The organism is Iamia sp. SCSIO 61187 (assembly GCF_019443745.1).
Classification (GTDB): domain Bacteria; phylum Actinomycetota; class Acidimicrobiia; order Acidimicrobiales; family Iamiaceae; genus Iamia.
The window spans coordinates 5,069,907-5,084,724 of record NZ_CP050948.1; the positions used below are offsets into that span (position 1 = coordinate 5,069,907).

15 protein-coding genes and 1 tRNA gene are annotated in these 14,818 nt (G+C 74.8%); 6 read left to right on the forward strand and 10 right to left on the reverse strand.

Going from position 1 to position 14,818, the window contains the following annotated elements; genetic code table 11:
- Positions 1-262: 262 nt before the first annotated feature.
- Entirely contained in the window at positions 263-604 is a 342-nt protein-coding gene (locus HC251_RS24400) for a nuclear transport factor 2 family protein (protein WP_219943217.1), read from the forward strand.
- A 61-nt stretch (positions 605-665) separates the two neighbouring features.
- Positions 666-1,454: a nucleoside phosphorylase gene (locus tag HC251_RS24405; protein ID WP_219943218.1), complete on the forward strand. Its 789-nt coding sequence runs from the start codon at positions 666-668 to the stop codon at positions 1,452-1,454.
- 127 nt (positions 1,455-1,581) lie between these two features.
- On the opposite strand, the gene HC251_RS24410 is transcribed toward HC251_RS24405, so the two are convergent.
- Entirely contained in the window at positions 1,582-2,154 is a 573-nt protein-coding gene (locus tag HC251_RS24410; protein ID WP_219943219.1) for a hypothetical protein, read from the reverse strand.
- Between the two features lie 263 nt (positions 2,155-2,417).
- Here HC251_RS24410 and HC251_RS24415 point away from each other — a divergent pair, with 263 nt between their 5' ends.
- Positions 2,418-2,936, forward strand: coding sequence for a GNAT family N-acetyltransferase (locus HC251_RS24415; RefSeq protein WP_219943220.1), 519 nt, complete (start codon positions 2,418-2,420; stop codon positions 2,934-2,936).
- A gap of 37 nt (positions 2,937-2,973) precedes the next feature.
- On the opposite strand, the gene HC251_RS24420 is transcribed toward HC251_RS24415, so the two are convergent.
- The 8 genes from HC251_RS24420 to HC251_RS24455 form a co-directional block, all read right to left on the reverse strand.
- A complete protein-coding gene (locus tag HC251_RS24420) occupies positions 2,974-3,711 on the reverse strand; it encodes a DUF899 domain-containing protein (RefSeq protein WP_219943221.1) in 738 nt (245 codons plus the stop codon).
- Between the two features lie 101 nt (positions 3,712-3,812).
- Positions 3,813-4,682 (reverse strand): MBL fold metallo-hydrolase, encoded by an 870-nt coding sequence (locus HC251_RS24425; RefSeq protein ID WP_219943222.1) that lies wholly within the window; start codon positions 4,680-4,682, stop codon positions 3,813-3,815.
- Between the two features lie 160 nt (positions 4,683-4,842).
- Entirely contained in the window at positions 4,843-6,111 is a 1,269-nt protein-coding gene (locus tag HC251_RS24430; protein WP_219943223.1) for a cation:proton antiporter, read from the reverse strand.
- 43 nt (positions 6,112-6,154) lie between these two features.
- The gene (locus HC251_RS24435) at positions 6,155-7,165 is read right to left on the reverse strand and encodes a potassium channel family protein (protein ID WP_219943224.1); all 1,011 of its coding nucleotides are present in this window, start codon (positions 7,163-7,165) and stop codon (positions 6,155-6,157) included.
- 224 nt (positions 7,166-7,389) lie between these two features.
- A complete protein-coding gene (locus tag HC251_RS24440; RefSeq protein ID WP_219943225.1) occupies positions 7,390-9,354 on the reverse strand; it encodes a hypothetical protein in 1,965 nt (654 codons plus the stop codon).
- 173 nt (positions 9,355-9,527) lie between these two features.
- Positions 9,528-9,615: transfer RNA gene (locus tag HC251_RS24445), tRNA-Ser, on the reverse strand.
- On the reverse strand, positions 9,579-11,057 hold the full coding sequence (locus tag HC251_RS24450) for an alpha-L-fucosidase (protein ID WP_219943226.1): 1,479 nt from the start codon (positions 11,055-11,057) through the stop codon (positions 9,579-9,581). The genes HC251_RS24445 and HC251_RS24450 overlap by 37 nt, the downstream gene beginning before the upstream one ends.
- A 91-nt stretch (positions 11,058-11,148) precedes the next feature.
- The gene (locus tag HC251_RS24455) at positions 11,149-12,141 is read right to left on the reverse strand and encodes a fatty acid desaturase family protein (protein WP_219943227.1); all 993 of its coding nucleotides are present in this window, start codon (positions 12,139-12,141) and stop codon (positions 11,149-11,151) included.
- A 78-nt stretch (positions 12,142-12,219) separates the two neighbouring features.
- Between HC251_RS24455 and HC251_RS24460 the strand changes: the two genes are divergently transcribed.
- The 3 genes from HC251_RS24460 (at position 12,220) to HC251_RS24470 (ending at position 14,200) form a co-directional block, all read left to right on the forward strand.
- The gene (locus tag HC251_RS24460) at positions 12,220-12,558 is read left to right on the forward strand and encodes a hypothetical protein (protein WP_219943228.1); all 339 of its coding nucleotides are present in this window, start codon (positions 12,220-12,222) and stop codon (positions 12,556-12,558) included.
- Positions 12,555-13,376: a PaaX family transcriptional regulator C-terminal domain-containing protein gene (locus HC251_RS24465; RefSeq protein WP_219943229.1), complete on the forward strand. Its 822-nt coding sequence runs from the start codon at positions 12,555-12,557 to the stop codon at positions 13,374-13,376. Before HC251_RS24460 ends, HC251_RS24465 begins: the two co-directional genes overlap by 4 nt.
- An 83-nt stretch (positions 13,377-13,459) precedes the next feature.
- Entirely contained in the window at positions 13,460-14,200 is a 741-nt protein-coding gene (locus HC251_RS24470; RefSeq protein WP_219943230.1) for a sulfite exporter TauE/SafE family protein, read from the forward strand.
- Here the strand turns inward: HC251_RS24470 and HC251_RS24475 are convergent.
- Positions 14,148-14,750, reverse strand: a complete 603-nt coding sequence (locus HC251_RS24475; protein ID WP_219943231.1) for a TetR/AcrR family transcriptional regulator — start codon at positions 14,748-14,750, stop codon at positions 14,148-14,150. The two genes, HC251_RS24470 and HC251_RS24475, sit on opposite strands and share 53 nt — an antisense overlap.
- Positions 14,751-14,818: the final 68 nt, after the last annotated feature.

Genomic DNA, 14,818 nt, shown 5'->3' on the forward strand with positions numbered 1-14,818 from the left:
GGTGGCCCGCACAGGTTCGACGCTCGACGAGCGCGCCGCTCATCGGCCGCAGCCGCCCCCGGGCCGACCCCGAACGGGACCGGCCTTCGCCGTCGCCTGTCCTCCGACCCCACCCACCACCCTGAGCGACCTCGCTCCGCTCGGGCTGTCACACGTCCTCCGACCCCACCCACCACCCTGAGCGACCTCGCTCCGCTCGGGCTGTCACACCCCTTGCGTAGGGTCCGACGTACCCCATCAGCCCGGGCGGACAGGAGGCCCCATGACCGACACCCGCACCGCCGTCGAGACCTACTTCCGCACCTGGAGAGAGCGCGACTTCGCCGCCTTCTGCGCCAACCTGGCCGACGACGTCACCTTCCGCGGCCCCATGGGCACGGCCGAGGGCGCCGACGCCTGCGCGACCGGGATCGAGGGCATGAGCCAGATGCTCGAGGACGTGGCCGTCACCAAGATCTTCGTCGACGGCGACGACGCCGTGACCTGGTTCGAGCTCCACACCAAGGGAGGTGCCGTCCTGCCCGTGGCCAACTGGAGCCACGTCACCGACGGCCGGGTCGACCGCATCCAGGTCACCTTCGACCCGCGGCCGATGCTGGGCTGAGCGGCGGCGGCCGCCGGGGACGGCCGGTAGGTTCGCGGCCCCGACCACCCTGGAGCGCCCCATGGCCGACGACGACCGGCTCTACCACATCGGGTTCGCGCCGTCGGACCTGCCCGCCGGCACCGAGATCGCCCTGCTCAGCGGCGACCCCGGACGGTCGGCGCTCATCGCCACCGAGCACCTGGCCGACGGGCGCGCCCTGTCCCGCAACCGGGGGCTCGACGCCTTCGTCGCCACCCTCCCCGGGGGGCGGCCGGTCGTGTGCGCCACCAGCGGCATGGGCGCCCCGTCGATGAGCATCGTGGTCAACGAGCTGGTGCAGGCCGGCATCTCGACGATCATCCGCATCGGCACCAGCGGGTCGATCCAGGACCACGTCCGCACCGGCTCGGTGGTGGTGGCCCACGCCGCCCTCACCAACCAGGGCGCGGCCGACGACATCGCCCCGCCCCGCTACCCGGCGGCGGCCGACCCGTTCCTCACCGTGGCCCTCGCCCGGGCCGCGGCCGAGCTCGGGATCGACCACCACGTGGGCACGGTGGCCTCGGCCGACACCTTCTTCGAGGGCCAGGAGCGCTCGGCGTCGTCGGCCAACCCCCACCTGCTCCGCCGGCTGCACGGGATGATCGACGAGTACGCCGCCCTCGGCGTCCTCAGCTTCGAGATGGAGGCGGGGACGCTGTTCAAGATGGGCGGCGTCTACGGCTTCGCCGCCGGGTGCGTCCTCGGCATCGTGGCCCAGCGCACCGAGGACGAGCGGCCGAACCTGACCGAGAAGGACGCCGCCGTCGACCGCGCCCTCCACGCCGCCGTCGCCGCCGCCGACTCCTGGACCCCCCGGTCGGGTTGACGCCGGTCGAACCTGCGACACCACGCGGCATGCGACAGCAGGCCTGGGTCGTGCTGGCGTCGGCGTCGCACGTGTGGGTCGAGGGCGTTCTGAGCCACCGGCCGGCCACCGGTGGCCGCATCCTGGCTCAGAACGGACCCGAGGGGTCCGGGCGGCGGCGGGTCCGGGCGACGACGACCCCCGTGACGAGCACGGCGACGAGGGCGGCGGCCGGGGCGACGACGTGGGCCACCAGGGTGACCGAGTAGGTCTCAGGCGACACCTCCACCCCGTCGACGAGGACGAACCGCACCTCGTCGCTGAAGCCGGCCGCCCACCATCCGTCGACGTCGTCGCCGACCATCACCCGGCGCAGGCCCAGCTGGTCCCACGCCACCATCGGACCGGTCACGACACCGACGCTCGCCCCGACCACGGCGACCACGGCCGGGACCCCCACCGCGAGCCGTCGGGCCCAGCCGCGCCCCTCGCCGACCATCGCCGCGAGGGCGGCGATGAGCACCAGCACGGCGAGCCCGAGGAGCAGGACCAGGGCCACGCCGGGGGCGTCCGACCAGGCCAGGCTGGATCGAGCGGCCCGGTGGATCAGGTCGGGGTCGGCTCCCGGCGCCGAGGGCCGGTAGTCGCGCACCAGCCAGCCGGCGGTGACCGACGCGACGACGCCCGCGACCAGCGCCAGACCGACCAGGCCCAGCGTCACCCTCGCCACCCACCGTCTCCCCATCGCACGGAAGCATGCCAGGCCGTGGGACGCGACGTGCCTGGCACGTCGCGTCCCGGGACCGACGCGTCGATGGCGGCGCGCGACCACCGGGGTGGACCTGCGACGCGGCGCACCCTGCGACAGGCAGCCAGGTCTTCCTGGTCAGCTGTCGCATGGTCGGGTGGGTCGCATGGTGGGGACGGGCTGAGCCGGTGGCGCCGGCGGTCGGGGCGCCCCGGTGGGGGCGTCAGAATGGAGGGGTGGAGCCTGCTCGCGCCGTGGACGTGCGGCCCGCCACCGAGGCGGACCTGCCGGCCATCACCCACCTGTTCAACGTCCTCATCCCGACCACGGCGACGGCGTGGCGGGAGCACCTCGCCGACGACGACGAGATGGCCACCTGGTGGGCCGACCAGGAGGCCAGGGGCAACCCGGTCCTGGTCGCGGTGGCCGAGGGGCGGGTCGTGGGCTACGCCACCTGGACGGGCTTCCGGGGTGGCGACCGGTTCCCGGGCTACCGCCAGACCGTCGAGCACACGATCCACGTCGACGGTGACCAGCACGGCCGGGGCGTGGGGCGGGCCCTCCTCGAGGCGCTGGTCGACGAGGCCCGCCGGCGCTCGGTGCACGTCGTGGTGGGCGCGGTCGACAGCGAGAGCGAGGGCTCCATCGCCTTCCACCGGGCCCTGGGCTTCACCGAGGTCGGGCGCATGCCCGAGGTGGGTCGGAAGTTCGGCCGCTGGCTCGACCTCGTCCTCCTCCAGCGCATCGTCGACTAGGGCCACGGATGGTGCCTGGCACCATCCGTGTTCCGACTCAGCGGGCGAAGTCGGGGGTGGTGCCCCGGAGCGAGTCGCTCCGTCCCGCCGGCTCCTCCCAGTCCTCCTGGCGGCCCAGGGCGGTGAGGTCGAGGTAGGCGTAGGACCCACCGGTCCACTCGGCGCCGCGACCGAAGCTGCTGTAGGTGTGGAACACGTCGTCACCGACCCGCAGGAAGCAGCTGGTCCCCGGTTGCTCGCCCGACCAGCCCGCCCACGACGGGTCCTGCGCGGCCCACTCCGCCTGCGAGCGGTAGTTGTACTCGGCGGGCATCACGGACTCGTCCAGGGTGACGTGGAAGTCGTAGTTGAACCGGCTCCCGAACGACGAGTACCAGGGGAACGTCCAGCCCTTCTCGGCCCTGTAGGCCTCGATCCTCTCCAGCGGCGCCCGGGACACGTCGACGAGGCGCGTGTCGCGGGTGGCGAGGTGGGCGCGCAGGCCGTCGGACATCTCCTCGGCCCCGGCGGTGCAGCTGGGGCAGCCCTCGGTCCACTCGGGGTCGAACATGAAGTGGACGACGATCAGCTGGAGCTGGCCGTCGAAGAGGTCAAGCAACCCGACCTCGCCCTCGGGCCCGGTGAAGCGGTAGTCCGCCTCGACCCTCACCATCGGCAGCTGGCGGCGCTTGGTGCTGACGGCGTCGCGGGCCCGGGTCAGGGCCTTCTCCTCCTCCAGCAGGGCGACACGGGCGGCGCGCCACTCCTCGGGAGACACGATCGGGGGCGGCGGCATGGGGGCCTCCTCGGCGCGGGGGTGCGTCGAGGGTGGACCGACCGGCCCGCCCCGACTCATCGGTCGCCTGGAGCGGCCTGCAGACGGCGCCCGGTCGACGGTCAGCTGCGACCGACCGGGGTGAACCGGAAGGTCTCGGCCTCGGAGCGGACCCGTCCGGCCGGGGCGGTCGGGAAGTGGGTCCCGACGACCAGGGCGCCGGTCGTGGCCGCCGTCTCCAGGAGGCGGTGCCGCGTCGCCCGGGCCTCCTCGACGTCGGCGTCGGCGACCTCGGCGGTGTCGGGGGCGGCGCACTGGAGCGGGTGGTGGATGAAGTCGCCGGTGATCAGGCCGACCTCGCCCTCGGACTCGATCCACAGCGACACGTGCCCCGGTGTGTGCCCGCCGGTCGGCTCGAGGCGCAGGCCGTCTCCGAGGTCGGTGTCGGGCTCGACCACGTCGGCCAGGCCGGCGTCGAAGATGGGCTGGATCGACTCGGCGTAGGCCTCCTCCTCGCCCGGGACGTCGGCGGCGCGGCGGTGGGCCAGCTCGGCCTCGACGTAGAGGTGGCGCGCGGCGGTGAAGGTCGGGACCCACGCGTCGCCGTCGCGGCGGGTGTCCCAGCCGATGTGGTCGGCATGGAGGTGGGTGTGGACCACGAGGTCGACGGCCTCGGCGGTGAACCCGGCGTCGGTGAACCGGGCCCAGAAGGGCCAGTCCTGGTCGTTCCAGAAGGGGAGCTGGAGGCGCTTGCCGTTCCCCACGCACGGGTCGACCACGATCGTCCTGTCCCCGACCTCGACCACGAAGGCCTGGACGGCGAAGGCGATGGTGCCGTCCTCGGCCGCGAAGTCGGGGACGAGCCACGGGATCCGCTGGACCTCGGCGGCCGTGACGCCCGGGAAGAACAGCTCGGTCGGGATCCCGGCCGTCTCGGCCTCGACCACCCGCGTGATCCGCACCGCCCCCACGTCCCATCGCTGCAGATCCATGCCGCACTCTCGCACCTCGCTCGGGCCCGGCGCCTCTGCGGCGGAGGAGGTCGCCGGTGACCGCCTCGACGTGCCGGGATGCGGTGCGGATGGGCGAGGGTCGGCGTGACCGGTCATCCCCCTGGCCGACGGCGTGTGCCTGGCACGATCCGTCGGCCGGTCAGGGCAGCGGGCCCTCGAGCTCGAGGTGCTCGCCCTCGGGCGCCTCCTGGCCGGTGGCCCGGCGGTAGGCCCGGACCGCCGCCATCGACGTGATGGCGTGGCCGAGGACGGAAGCGGCCACCGCCAGGGAGCCGGCCACGAAGATCCGCTCGGCGTCGGCCACGGCGTAGCGCTCCACGTAGGCCAGGTAGTAGATCGCCGCCGCCCCCAGCGGCCCCGACCAGCCGATGAAGGCGGCCGACACCGGTCCCGTCCCGGTCACGACGAGGGCGGGGAAGGCGACGGGGAGGCGCCGGACGACGAAGGTCCACAGGGCGAAGGCGACGCCACCGACCCCCAGCACGGGCCACCACTCGTCGACCGGGAGCACCGTCCCGAAGGCGAGGAACACCACGGTCAGGGCCACCTTGGTCACCGAGCGGTGCACGGTGTGGATCGGCTCGCGCAGGTCCTCGGGCAGGCCCTCGCTGAAGAAGAGCCCGGCGACGAAGGCGGCGAAGATGCCGGACCCACCGAGCAGGTGGGCCAGGCCCAGGACGGTGAGAGCGACCCCCGTGCTGGCCAGGGGGAACCAGTCCTCCTCGGCGAGGCGCTCGACCCCGGCCACGTCGGTGAGCAGCCGCAGCCCGTAGCCCACCGCCGCGCCGACGACGACAGCGATGCCGATCTCGCGGCCGGCCTCGACCGCCCACTCGCCGAGCACCTGGCCGCCGTCCGCCGTCGCCCAGAGCCCCGCGAGGAGCACGAAGGGGAGGGCCAGCCCGTCGTTGGCCCCCGCCTCCACCTGGAGGCTCATCCGGACCCGCCGGGGCAGCGACCGGTTGGGTGTCACGCCGGTGACGAGGGCCGAGGCCACGCCGGGGTCGGTGGGGGTCAGGGTGGCCCCGAGGATGAGAGCGGCCGACGCCGGCAGGCCGACCAGCAGGCTGGCGCCGACGCTCGTGACCAGCCACATGGCGGGCATGACCACCACGAGCAAGACGACGAGGCGGCGCCGGTCGGCGCGGAGGTCGTCGGGTCGGGTGCGCAGAGCGATGTCGAACACCGACAGGGAGAGGGCGACGCGGGTCAGCTGCTCGAGGAGCTTCCCCCGCACCACGACCGACGCCGGGTCGAGCAGGTCGAGGGCGTGGGGTCCGACCACGACCCCGGCGGCCAGGGCCAGGAGGATCGGGCTCAGGGCGTACCGCTTCACCACCCGCGACGACAGCCCGAACAGGACCAGGGCGAGGCCGGCGAGGACGAAGACGCGGTCGGCGTGGATCACCGGGCGCACCGCCGGGGCGCCATCGCGCCGCGGCGCGACGTGGTCACGGTGCGCTCGGCTCCTCGGGCGCCGGCCAGCCGTCCTCGGCGAGGAGGGCGGCGAGGAGGGCCCGTCGGGGCTCGCTGGGCGCCTCGGCCTCGGTGTAGCGGTCGGGGGCCACGGTGGGGACCCCGGCGGCGACGAGCGGGGCCAGGTCGGGCGGCGGGAGCGGTGGGCCCGACGGCGTCAGGAACGCCGCGCCCAAGGTGTCGAGGAAGCCGGTGATCGCCCGGTCGAGGGGCCCGGTCGCGGCCCGGTCGGGGCGGTCGTCGGCGGCCACGCCGTGGTCGAGCAGGTGGAGGGCCTGGCTGAGGTTGGCCACGTTGATCGCGGCGGCGCTGTCGGCGGTGCGGCTGTGGAAGTAGTGGAGCACCGGGTAGGCGAGGTGCTGCTGGCGGATGCTGTGCACCAGCGGGGTGAGGGACACGAGGTGCTGGTCGAGCGAGCCGAACCCGGAGCCCGTCCAGGCGTTGGTGACGATCTCGTGGGGGGTCGATCCCAGCGACGCCACGGTGCTGGCCAGGCTGCGGCGCTCGGCGGCCGCCGACGCGACGGGGACGAGGTAGGTGATGGCCAAGGTGACGAAGACGAGACCGGACGCGGTGGCCATCACGGTGGCGACCTGCCACCAGCCGGTGCCCGGCCGGAGCTCACCGTTGCCCAGGGTGAACACCGTGTAGCCCGTGAAGTAGAGCCGCTCCACCAGCCCCGCGGGGCGACCGGTCGCGGCGTCGCGCACCGCGCCGTCGGCCGAGGCGAGCACGAGCGCCCACCCGAGGAGGACGAGACCCACCCACGTCGCGAACGTGATGAGCACGATCGACACGCCGGCGAAGGTGAGCCGCCGGTGCGAGGGCCACCGTCGGTGGGCGCGGAGGTGGCCCTGCCAGACCCAGGAGGCGAGGCGACGGGTGACGGGACCGCCACCGCTGCCGGCGGCGATCGTCGTCCAGGTGACGTCGACCAGGGCGACGACGACCAGCGTCAGACCCACCGGGCGGAGCAGGACCGTCACGGGTGACCGGGCGCCGCGCCGGCCGCCTGCGCGCCGGCGTTCCCGCCGGCGTCGCTCGGTGCAGGGTGGTCAGGGTGCGGCTCCACCGCCGAGGCGCCTTCCCGATCCGCCTCCTCGGAAACCCGAGGTGATCGGGGCGGCGGCGCAGCGCGACGATCCGCCCGGTCCGCCACGTCGGCGTCTCGCCGCTGCGCCCCTCCGGACGAACGCGGCCCGCAGCTGCGCTAGCAGCGGCCGTCGCTGCGGCCCCGGTTGGGGGCGAGGGTGAGCGCCACCTCGGCCTCCACCCGCCGACGGGCACGTTCCCACCGCTCCAGCGAGCGCGACACATCGGCGGGCACCGCGACGAGGCCCAGGTCCCGCAGCCCTCGGAGGTACTGGACCAGACCGCGCGACGGGTCCTCGGCGGCGATGAGGACGCGACGCAGATCCTCGCGGATGGCCTCAGGGGCCCCGTCCCGCACCGCGTCGGGGATCTGCACGACCCCGGCCTCGAGCGCTCGGCCGACGAGCTCGGCCTCGTCGGCCATCTCGGCGCGCGCCGACCCGGACGACCGGGCGGCGGCGACCTCGAGGTCACCGGGCCGGCGCTGCTCGATCCCGAACCCGGTCTCGAGGTGGAGCCGCCAGGGGGCACTGCCGTCCTCGCAGCGATCGCGGCCGAAGCGACGGAGGTCCACGCCGGTACCCCTGTCGAAGGTGAACTCGATGCCCCTGCGCTGGAGCTCCCCCAGGAACGTGTACCGGTGCGGGCTGAGAGAGCTGCCTCGGGAGAAGTCGATGACGATCGGGCCGTCGACGTCGAGCCTGTCGAGGCTGTCGCCCAGCTCTCGCAGCAGCTCCTGGGCGACGGGACGTTCGGCGAAGGCCTCCCTGCTCTCGATCGGCATGCCGGCGTCGGACCACACCATGGTCCCGGCGAGGATCGCCATCGCCACCAGCGCCACGGGCGCCACCCGCCGGCGAGACCACCCGCCCCGCGGCACCAGCGGAGCGACCGCCAGACCGATGGCCGTGGTGGCCAGGATCGCGATCGGCCACATCCAGTAGTAGTTCTGCGGGGCGAGGATCCCCCCGAAGGAGGGCGGGAGCTTGATCGCGGCGTAGAACCCACCGATCAGGGCGGTGGACGCCACCGCGACCATCGCCACATCGTGCGCCCGCCGCCGGACCGTCCAGGCCGTCGCCCCGAGGATCACCGCCCACGCCGCCAGCGCAAGCCACTCCGACGCCGAGGCCGGCGTCCCGGGCGTGACCAGCCTGACGGCGAACTCACCCATGCTCCCCGGCAGCCAGAACGGTGGCAGGAGCACGTGCGAGGTCATGCTGACCGCGCTCTGGAGGCCGCCACCTCCCTCCCTGATGTCGTCTCGGAAGAGGACCCCGCTGAGGTTGCCGATGCCGAACAGCTGGTCCCAGATCGGCTGGGCCCAGCACACGAGGCCCACCAGAGCCGCCAGCGCGACGGTGCGCACGGTTCGACGCTCGAACCAGTGGCCGTGCGTCGCGCGGGCGAGGGCGACGGTGGACACCGCCACCACCGCCACCGTCGGGTAGGCGTAGGAGAGGTGCGTCTGGAGGATGATGCTGGCCACGACGACTGTGGCGGGAAGGGCCCACAGACGCCCCGCCCACAGCGCGACGCAGAGCCAGAGCAGGCACCAGAAGGGCATGATCAGCGCGAACTGCTGTCGGGCCTGGAGCAGGGCGATGGCTCCCATGGACGCCTCGAGGGCGACGGTCCCGGCCATGGCGGTGAGGGCGCCCGTGGAGGGCCGGAGCGCCCGGGCCGTCGCCCACACCACGATGACGAACGCCGCGTTCCACGCCCCGAGCCCGACCGCCGCACCCCAGTACGGGTCGAGCCGCGTGAACGGAGCGATGAGGATCTGGTTGAGGGAGCCGAGGTTGTTCAGCTGGCCGTCGACCCCACCGGACCCGCTGCTCCAGTGGCCGATCAGCGGGTGGTGGTCGGTCAGGACGTCGCGCGACCTGATCACGATCTGGCCGGAGTCGCTGAGCGGCACCCATCGCACGACGATCGCCCAGACCACGACGGCGACGATGGGGGCGAGCGCCACCCCGAGCGCAGCCCACTCGATCCCGCTGACGCCAGGTCGCGTGGGCGGGAGACGGTCGGGTGTGCCGGCCGGTGCGGCCGGCGGAGGCGCGATCTCGGTGCCGAGCATGGCGGTCGGCGGCCCTCCTTCGGATCCGCTGGAACGTTCGCCGCCGCTCCGCAGCATCCGCCTCCGCGCCGAGGGTGATGGCCTCTCACTCCGATGGGGGTGGCAGGAGGGGGCGTCGGCCGCCGCCGGTCAGGACGGGGCTCGACACCCCCTCGAGCCCCTGCGTGCCGTGCTGGCGGAGCGGGGGGGATTCGAACCCCCGGGGCCGTGAAGCCCGGTCGCTTTCAAGGCGACTGCATTCGTCCGCTCTGCCACCGCTCCGCCTCGGAGCGTAGGCCGATCCGCACGGCGTGGGCGGCCGCGGGCGGGACGTCGTGGGGCCAGGCGAGGACGAGGTCGTGGCCCCACGCCGTCGCGGTGAGGTCGCCGTGGCCGAGCAGCGTCACCGGTCGCTCGGCCAGGGGGGCGAGGCCCGGCAGGGTCACCGCCGCCCCCGACGGGGTGGCGAGCAGCACGGCGTAGAGCGCGCCGTCGCGCTGGGTGAACCGCACGTCGACGCCCTCCTCGGTGGTGCCCGCCGCCTCCACCCAGGGCCGGGTGCCCACCAGGGCCTCGCCGGCGACGTCCATCCACCCGCCGAGGGCGCCGAGCCTGGTGGCCTCCCGGGCGAGGATCGTGCCGTCGGCGTCGGGGCCCACGTTGAGCAGCAGGTTGCCGTTCTTGGCGACCATGTCGACCAGGCTGCGGACCAGGTCGTCGGGGTCGATCAGGCGGTCGTCGGGCTCGGCCCGGTTGTACCCGAAGGCGGCCCCCATCCCCCGGGTCGCCTCCCACCGGTGGTCGGTGGCGGCCGGCGGCGAGTCGTACTCGGGCGTGCGGAAGTCGGCGAGCGGGTGCCCGGGCGCCGAGCCGGTCTCGGGCAGCCGGGGCAGGGCGGCCCGGACGGTGGCGTTGACCGCGCTCCGCACACGCGGCCGCTGCAGCCCCGGCGGCGGTGGGCGCCAGCGGTCGTTGATCGTCCCGTCGGGGACCCGCCGGAGGTAGTCGACGAGGAACGCCCGCAGGTCGAACCCGGCGGGCGCGCCGATGTCGCTCCACACCACGCTGGGCTCGTAGCGGTCGACGAGCTCGCGCAGGTGGGCGTCGACGTAGGCGACGTAGCCGGGGTCGCTCGGGATGCAGGCCAGGCCGTCGGCCGGCTCCCGGATGGGCAGGTCCTCCCAGGTCCAGTCGAGGCCCACGGAGTAGTACGTGCCGAAGCGCAGTCCCCGGCGGCGCACGGCCGCCGCCAGCTCGCCGACGACGTCCCGCGGCGCGTGCCACCCCGGGCGGCGGGGGTTGGGCACGTCGCTGGGCCAGAGCAGGTAGCCGTCGTGGTGCTTGGTGACGAGGACGACGTAGCCGGCCCCGGACCGGGCGAAGCGGTCGGCCCAGGCGTCGGGGTCCCAGGCGTCGAGGCCGGCCTCGAACGGCACCCGGAAGTCCTCGTAGGGCGCGTCGCCGTAGGTCGCGGCGTGGTGGCGCGCCGTCGGGCTGCCGGGGATGCGGAGGGCGTTGGCGTACCACTCGGCGTAGGGCAGCTGGGCGCCGAGGTCGCCCGGCCGCTGGCGCAGCAGGTCGAGCATGGTCTGGCCGGGGGGCAGCACCGGCGCCCAGGCGGGGACCGAGAACAGCCCCCAGTGGACGAAGATCCCGAGCTTGGCGTCGTCGAACCACGGCGGCGTCCGGTGCCCCGGGATCCGCTGGTCGCGTCGTCGGCTCATGTGGCAACCCCCCTGTCGGTGTCGATCGGGGTGGATGCTGCCCCATCGCCGGAGGCGGGCGCACGGATGGTGCCTGGCACCGTCCGTGGGGTCAGGCCGGGCGGGGGACCTCGTCGCCGGCGGCGAGCGAGCGCCACAGGGCGAGGTAGCTGGGGTGCTCGAGCTCGTCGGGGACCCAGCCGCTGGCCCGCAGCTCACGGTGCATCTGCGGCAGGTTCCGCCACGGCACGCCCATGTCGACGTGGTGGGCCAGGTGCCAGCCGATGTTGTACGGGACCAGGAAGAAGCGCGACACCAGGTGCTGGCGGACGGTGTGGGTGGTCCGCCGCCTGTCCCTCGACCGCTCCATGCCGCCGTGCTCGGCGATGGCCCGCAGCCGGTTGATGACCCGCCACTCGGTCATCCACGGCACGAACCACAGCAGGTACAGCTCGGGCCGGCCGAGGACGGTGGCGACGACGACGAAGCCGGCCTGGACGACCAGGATCCGCCGGGCGTGGGTGCCGAACTCCTTCATCCGGGCCCCCCGGATGAGCGAGCGCAGGTTCTTCCAGCCGCTCTTGCCCAGGGCGTCCCGGGTGAGCTTGCGGCGCAGCGACGCCCGGCTCACCGGGTAGCCCACGTAGAGGTTCATGTCGGGCTCGTGGGGGCCGAACTCCTCCTTGTGGTGGGCGATGTGGCCCCGGCGGTACAGGTCGGTGGAGATGAAGCCCGGGTAGCCCACGATCCAGCGCCCGACCCAGTCGTTGACCCGCTTGTTGGGGAACAGGAGCCGGTGGGCGGCCTCGTGCGAGAGGGCGGCGAAGGCGGCGTGGGTGCGGCCCATCCACACGAAGGCGACCAGGTACGCCAGCGGGTGGCCGATCCAGGCGGCGAGGGCGATGAGCCCGACGGACTGGGCGTAGACGCTGGCCACGGCGGCCACGTTGCGGGCGACCGGGATGCGGCGCAGCTCGGCCCGGACCTCGGGGACGGCCTTCCCGGTGATGCCGAGCCGCTCGGTCGGGAGGACGTCGGGCAGCAGGTCGGGCGCGGGGACCATCGTCGGACGGTCCACGACGGGCGGAGCGGTGGGTGCGGCCACGCCCCGATCTTACAGTTCGGGATCGCTCGTCGCCACCCCGTAATGGCGTTCGGCCCGGCCCCGTATGCTGGTCCGCCCATGGCCGTCGATCCCCCCGACCCCGCCGGCGACGGCACCCGCGTCGTGCGCCGGCCCTGGCGCTCGGCGCTGGTGCTGGTGTGCCGCGAGTGCGACGGAACCCGGGGCTTCGGACCCAAGCAGGTCCGCAAGGCGCTCAAGGCCGACGCCAAGGCGCACCTGCCGGCCAAGGCGGTGCGGGTCGCCTCGGTGAGCTGCCTCGACGTGTGCCCCAAGCGGGCCGTGACCGTCGCCGTGGTCGGCGTGGGCGAGACGGCGGTGACGATCAGCGACCGCGCCGGCGCGGCCCGGCTGGTGGACCGCCTGGGTCGGGCGATCGTCGCCGACGGCGGCGCGTGACCACGGCCGACGGCCCTTGGCGCCCCGACGAGGAGCGGCCGCTCACCGCCCGCTCGGTCGTGGCCTCCACCCTCCTCGGCGTGCGCCCGCCCCGGCTGCCGACCCGCGACCTCGTCGGCGCCTGCGAGCTGTTCGGCATCAGCGACGGCACGGCCCGGGTGGCCATCAGCCGCATGGTGGCGGCCGGGGAGCTGGAGGCCACCGACGGCGGCTACGCCCTGACCGGCGCCCTGCTCGACCGCTCGACCCGGCAGGACCTCAGCGCCGACGCCGCCACCCGCGCCTGGCGGCTCGGCGACGGGTGGACCATGGCCGTCGTCGTGGGCGAGGCCCGGCCGGCGGCCGAGCGCACGGCCCTGCGCCGGGCCACGGCGGCGCTGCGCCTGGCCGAGCGGCGCGAGGGGGTGTGGCTGCGCCCCGACAACCTCCCGGCCGGCGGCCTGCCCGAGGCCGAGGCGCGGGTCGCGGCGCAGTGCGACCGCTTCACCGCCGTCCCCGCGGGTGACCCCGCCGTCCTCGCCGCCGCCCTCTGGGACCTCGCCGGCTGGGCCGTGCGGGCCCGGCGCCTCGTCGCCGCCCTCGACCGCACCGAGGCGGCCCTCGCCGCCGGCCGGCGGGCGGCGCTGCCCGAGGGCTTCGTCCTCTCCGCCGCCGTGCTGCGCCACCTCCAGGCCGACCCCCTCCTCCCCCCGGTCCTCCTCCCCGACGACTGGCCCGGGCCCGCCCTGCGGCACGCCCACCGCACCTGGCGCCGCGCCTTCGAGACCACGTGGGCGACCCGGGCCCGAGCGGCCCGCGCCGACGCAGGAGGCGCCTGAGCGGGACAGCGCCGGCCCGAGCGGCCCGCATCGGCGCCGGACAGGTACTGGACAACCTCATAGACAAGTTATAGACAAGTGCGGTGGACGTGGGCGAGGTGGTGCTGATCGGCGGGGGCGCGCTGGTGACCTCGGCGCTGACCGCGGTGCTCGGCTTCGGGGGCGGGATCGTGCTGCTCGCCCTGCTGCTGCTGGTCGTCGACCCCATCGTGGCCATCCCGCTGCACGCCGCCATCCAGATCGCCTCCAACGGCAGCCGCACGGTGATCCGCCGGCGCGACGTCGACTGGGGCATCGTCACCCGCTCGTCGCTGCTCCTGCTGCCCGCCGGCGCCCTGACGGTCCCGCTGGCCCGGGCCGCGCCCGAGGCCGCCCTCCAGGTCGCCATCGCCGTCACCGTGCTGGTCGCCACGTGGGTGCCGGAGCGGACCGCCCTCGAGGTGCCGGCGCCCAGCGGGCCGGCGTGGATCGGCGTGGGCGCGGTCGCCGGTGCGCTCAACCCGCTCGTCGGGGCGACCGGGCCGCTCTTCGCCCCCCTCTACAAGGCGGCCAGCGCGACCCGCCAGCGCTTCGTCGGGACCTTCGCCGGCACCCAGGTCGCCGGCCACCCGGCCAAGCTGGTGCTGTTCGGGGCGGCCGGTCTGGCGCCCACCGGCCACCTGCCCGCCGTCGCCGCCGGGATCGTCGGCGTCGTGGTGGGGACCGAGCTGGGCAGCCGGGTCCTCGACCGGATGAGCGAGCAGCGCTTCCGCTCGCTCTACCTCGCCGCCATCACCGCGGTGGCGGTGTACCTCGTCGTCGACGGCGTCGCCGGGGCGGGGTAGCGGGGAAGCCGAGGGCGGTGAGCAGGGTGGCCACCGCCGTGCCCAGGGCGACGTCGAGGTCCCCCTCCCGGTGGAACTGCCAGACGGTCAGGGCGCCCTGCCACTGGGCCACGACGAGCCGCCCGACGCCGGGCGGGGCGCCCGGGAGCCGGCGCTCGACGGCGGCGGCGAGCGCCGCGATCCAGGCCTGGCCCCGCGCTCGCAGGACCGGGTCGCGCAGGTCCTCGCGCAGCAGGAGGATCTGGTCGGCCTCCTCGGCCGGGTCGTACTGGCCGCTCAGCGCGACCACCATCGCCACGACGCCCTCCGGGCCGGGGCCGGCCTCCTCGTCGGCCGCCGCGGTGGCGGCGTCGAGCATGTCCCACGCCCGCAGGAGGGCGGCCTGGAGGAGCCCGGCCTTGGTCCCGAACCGCTGGACGAGGGTGGCCGGCGCCAACCCGACCTCGGCCGAGAGAGCCGAGAACGTCAACGCCGCCGGTCCCCGGGTCTCGGCCAGGCGCAGAGCGTCGTCGAGGATCGCCTCGTCGGTCACAGACCTCTTGCGCGGCATCGGCGCATCGTATACGAATGGTCGTTCACAAACGATCGTTCACAAACGATGAGACGGAGGTCCGCACC

Bases quoted from the DNA above. Each gene is read 5' to 3' on its own strand.
- HC251_RS24475 (WP_219943231.1), bottom strand. From the start codon at position 14,750: ATGCCGCGCAAGAGGTCTGTGACCGACGAGGCGATCCTCGACGACGCT.
- HC251_RS24420 (WP_219943221.1), bottom strand. From the start codon at position 3,711: ATGCCGCCGCCCCCGATCGTGTCTCCCGAGGAGTGGCGCGCCGCCCGT.
- HC251_RS24405 (WP_219943218.1), top strand. From the start codon at position 666: ATGGCCGACGACGACCGGCTCTACCACATCGGGTTCGCGCCGTCGGAC.
- HC251_RS24450 (WP_219943226.1), bottom strand. From the start codon at position 11,057: ATGAGCCGACGACGCGACCAGCGGATCCCGGGGCACCGGACGCCGCCG.
- HC251_RS24440 (WP_219943225.1), bottom strand. From the start codon at position 9,354: ATGCTCGGCACCGAGATCGCGCCTCCGCCGGCCGCACCGGCCGGCACA.
- HC251_RS24400 (WP_219943217.1), top strand. From the start codon at position 263: ATGACCGACACCCGCACCGCCGTCGAGACCTACTTCCGCACCTGGAGA.
- HC251_RS24425 (WP_219943222.1), bottom strand. From the start codon at position 4,682: ATGGATCTGCAGCGATGGGACGTGGGGGCGGTGCGGATCACGCGGGTG.
- HC251_RS24460 (WP_219943228.1), top strand. From the start codon at position 12,220: ATGGCCGTCGATCCCCCCGACCCCGCCGGCGACGGCACCCGCGTCGTG.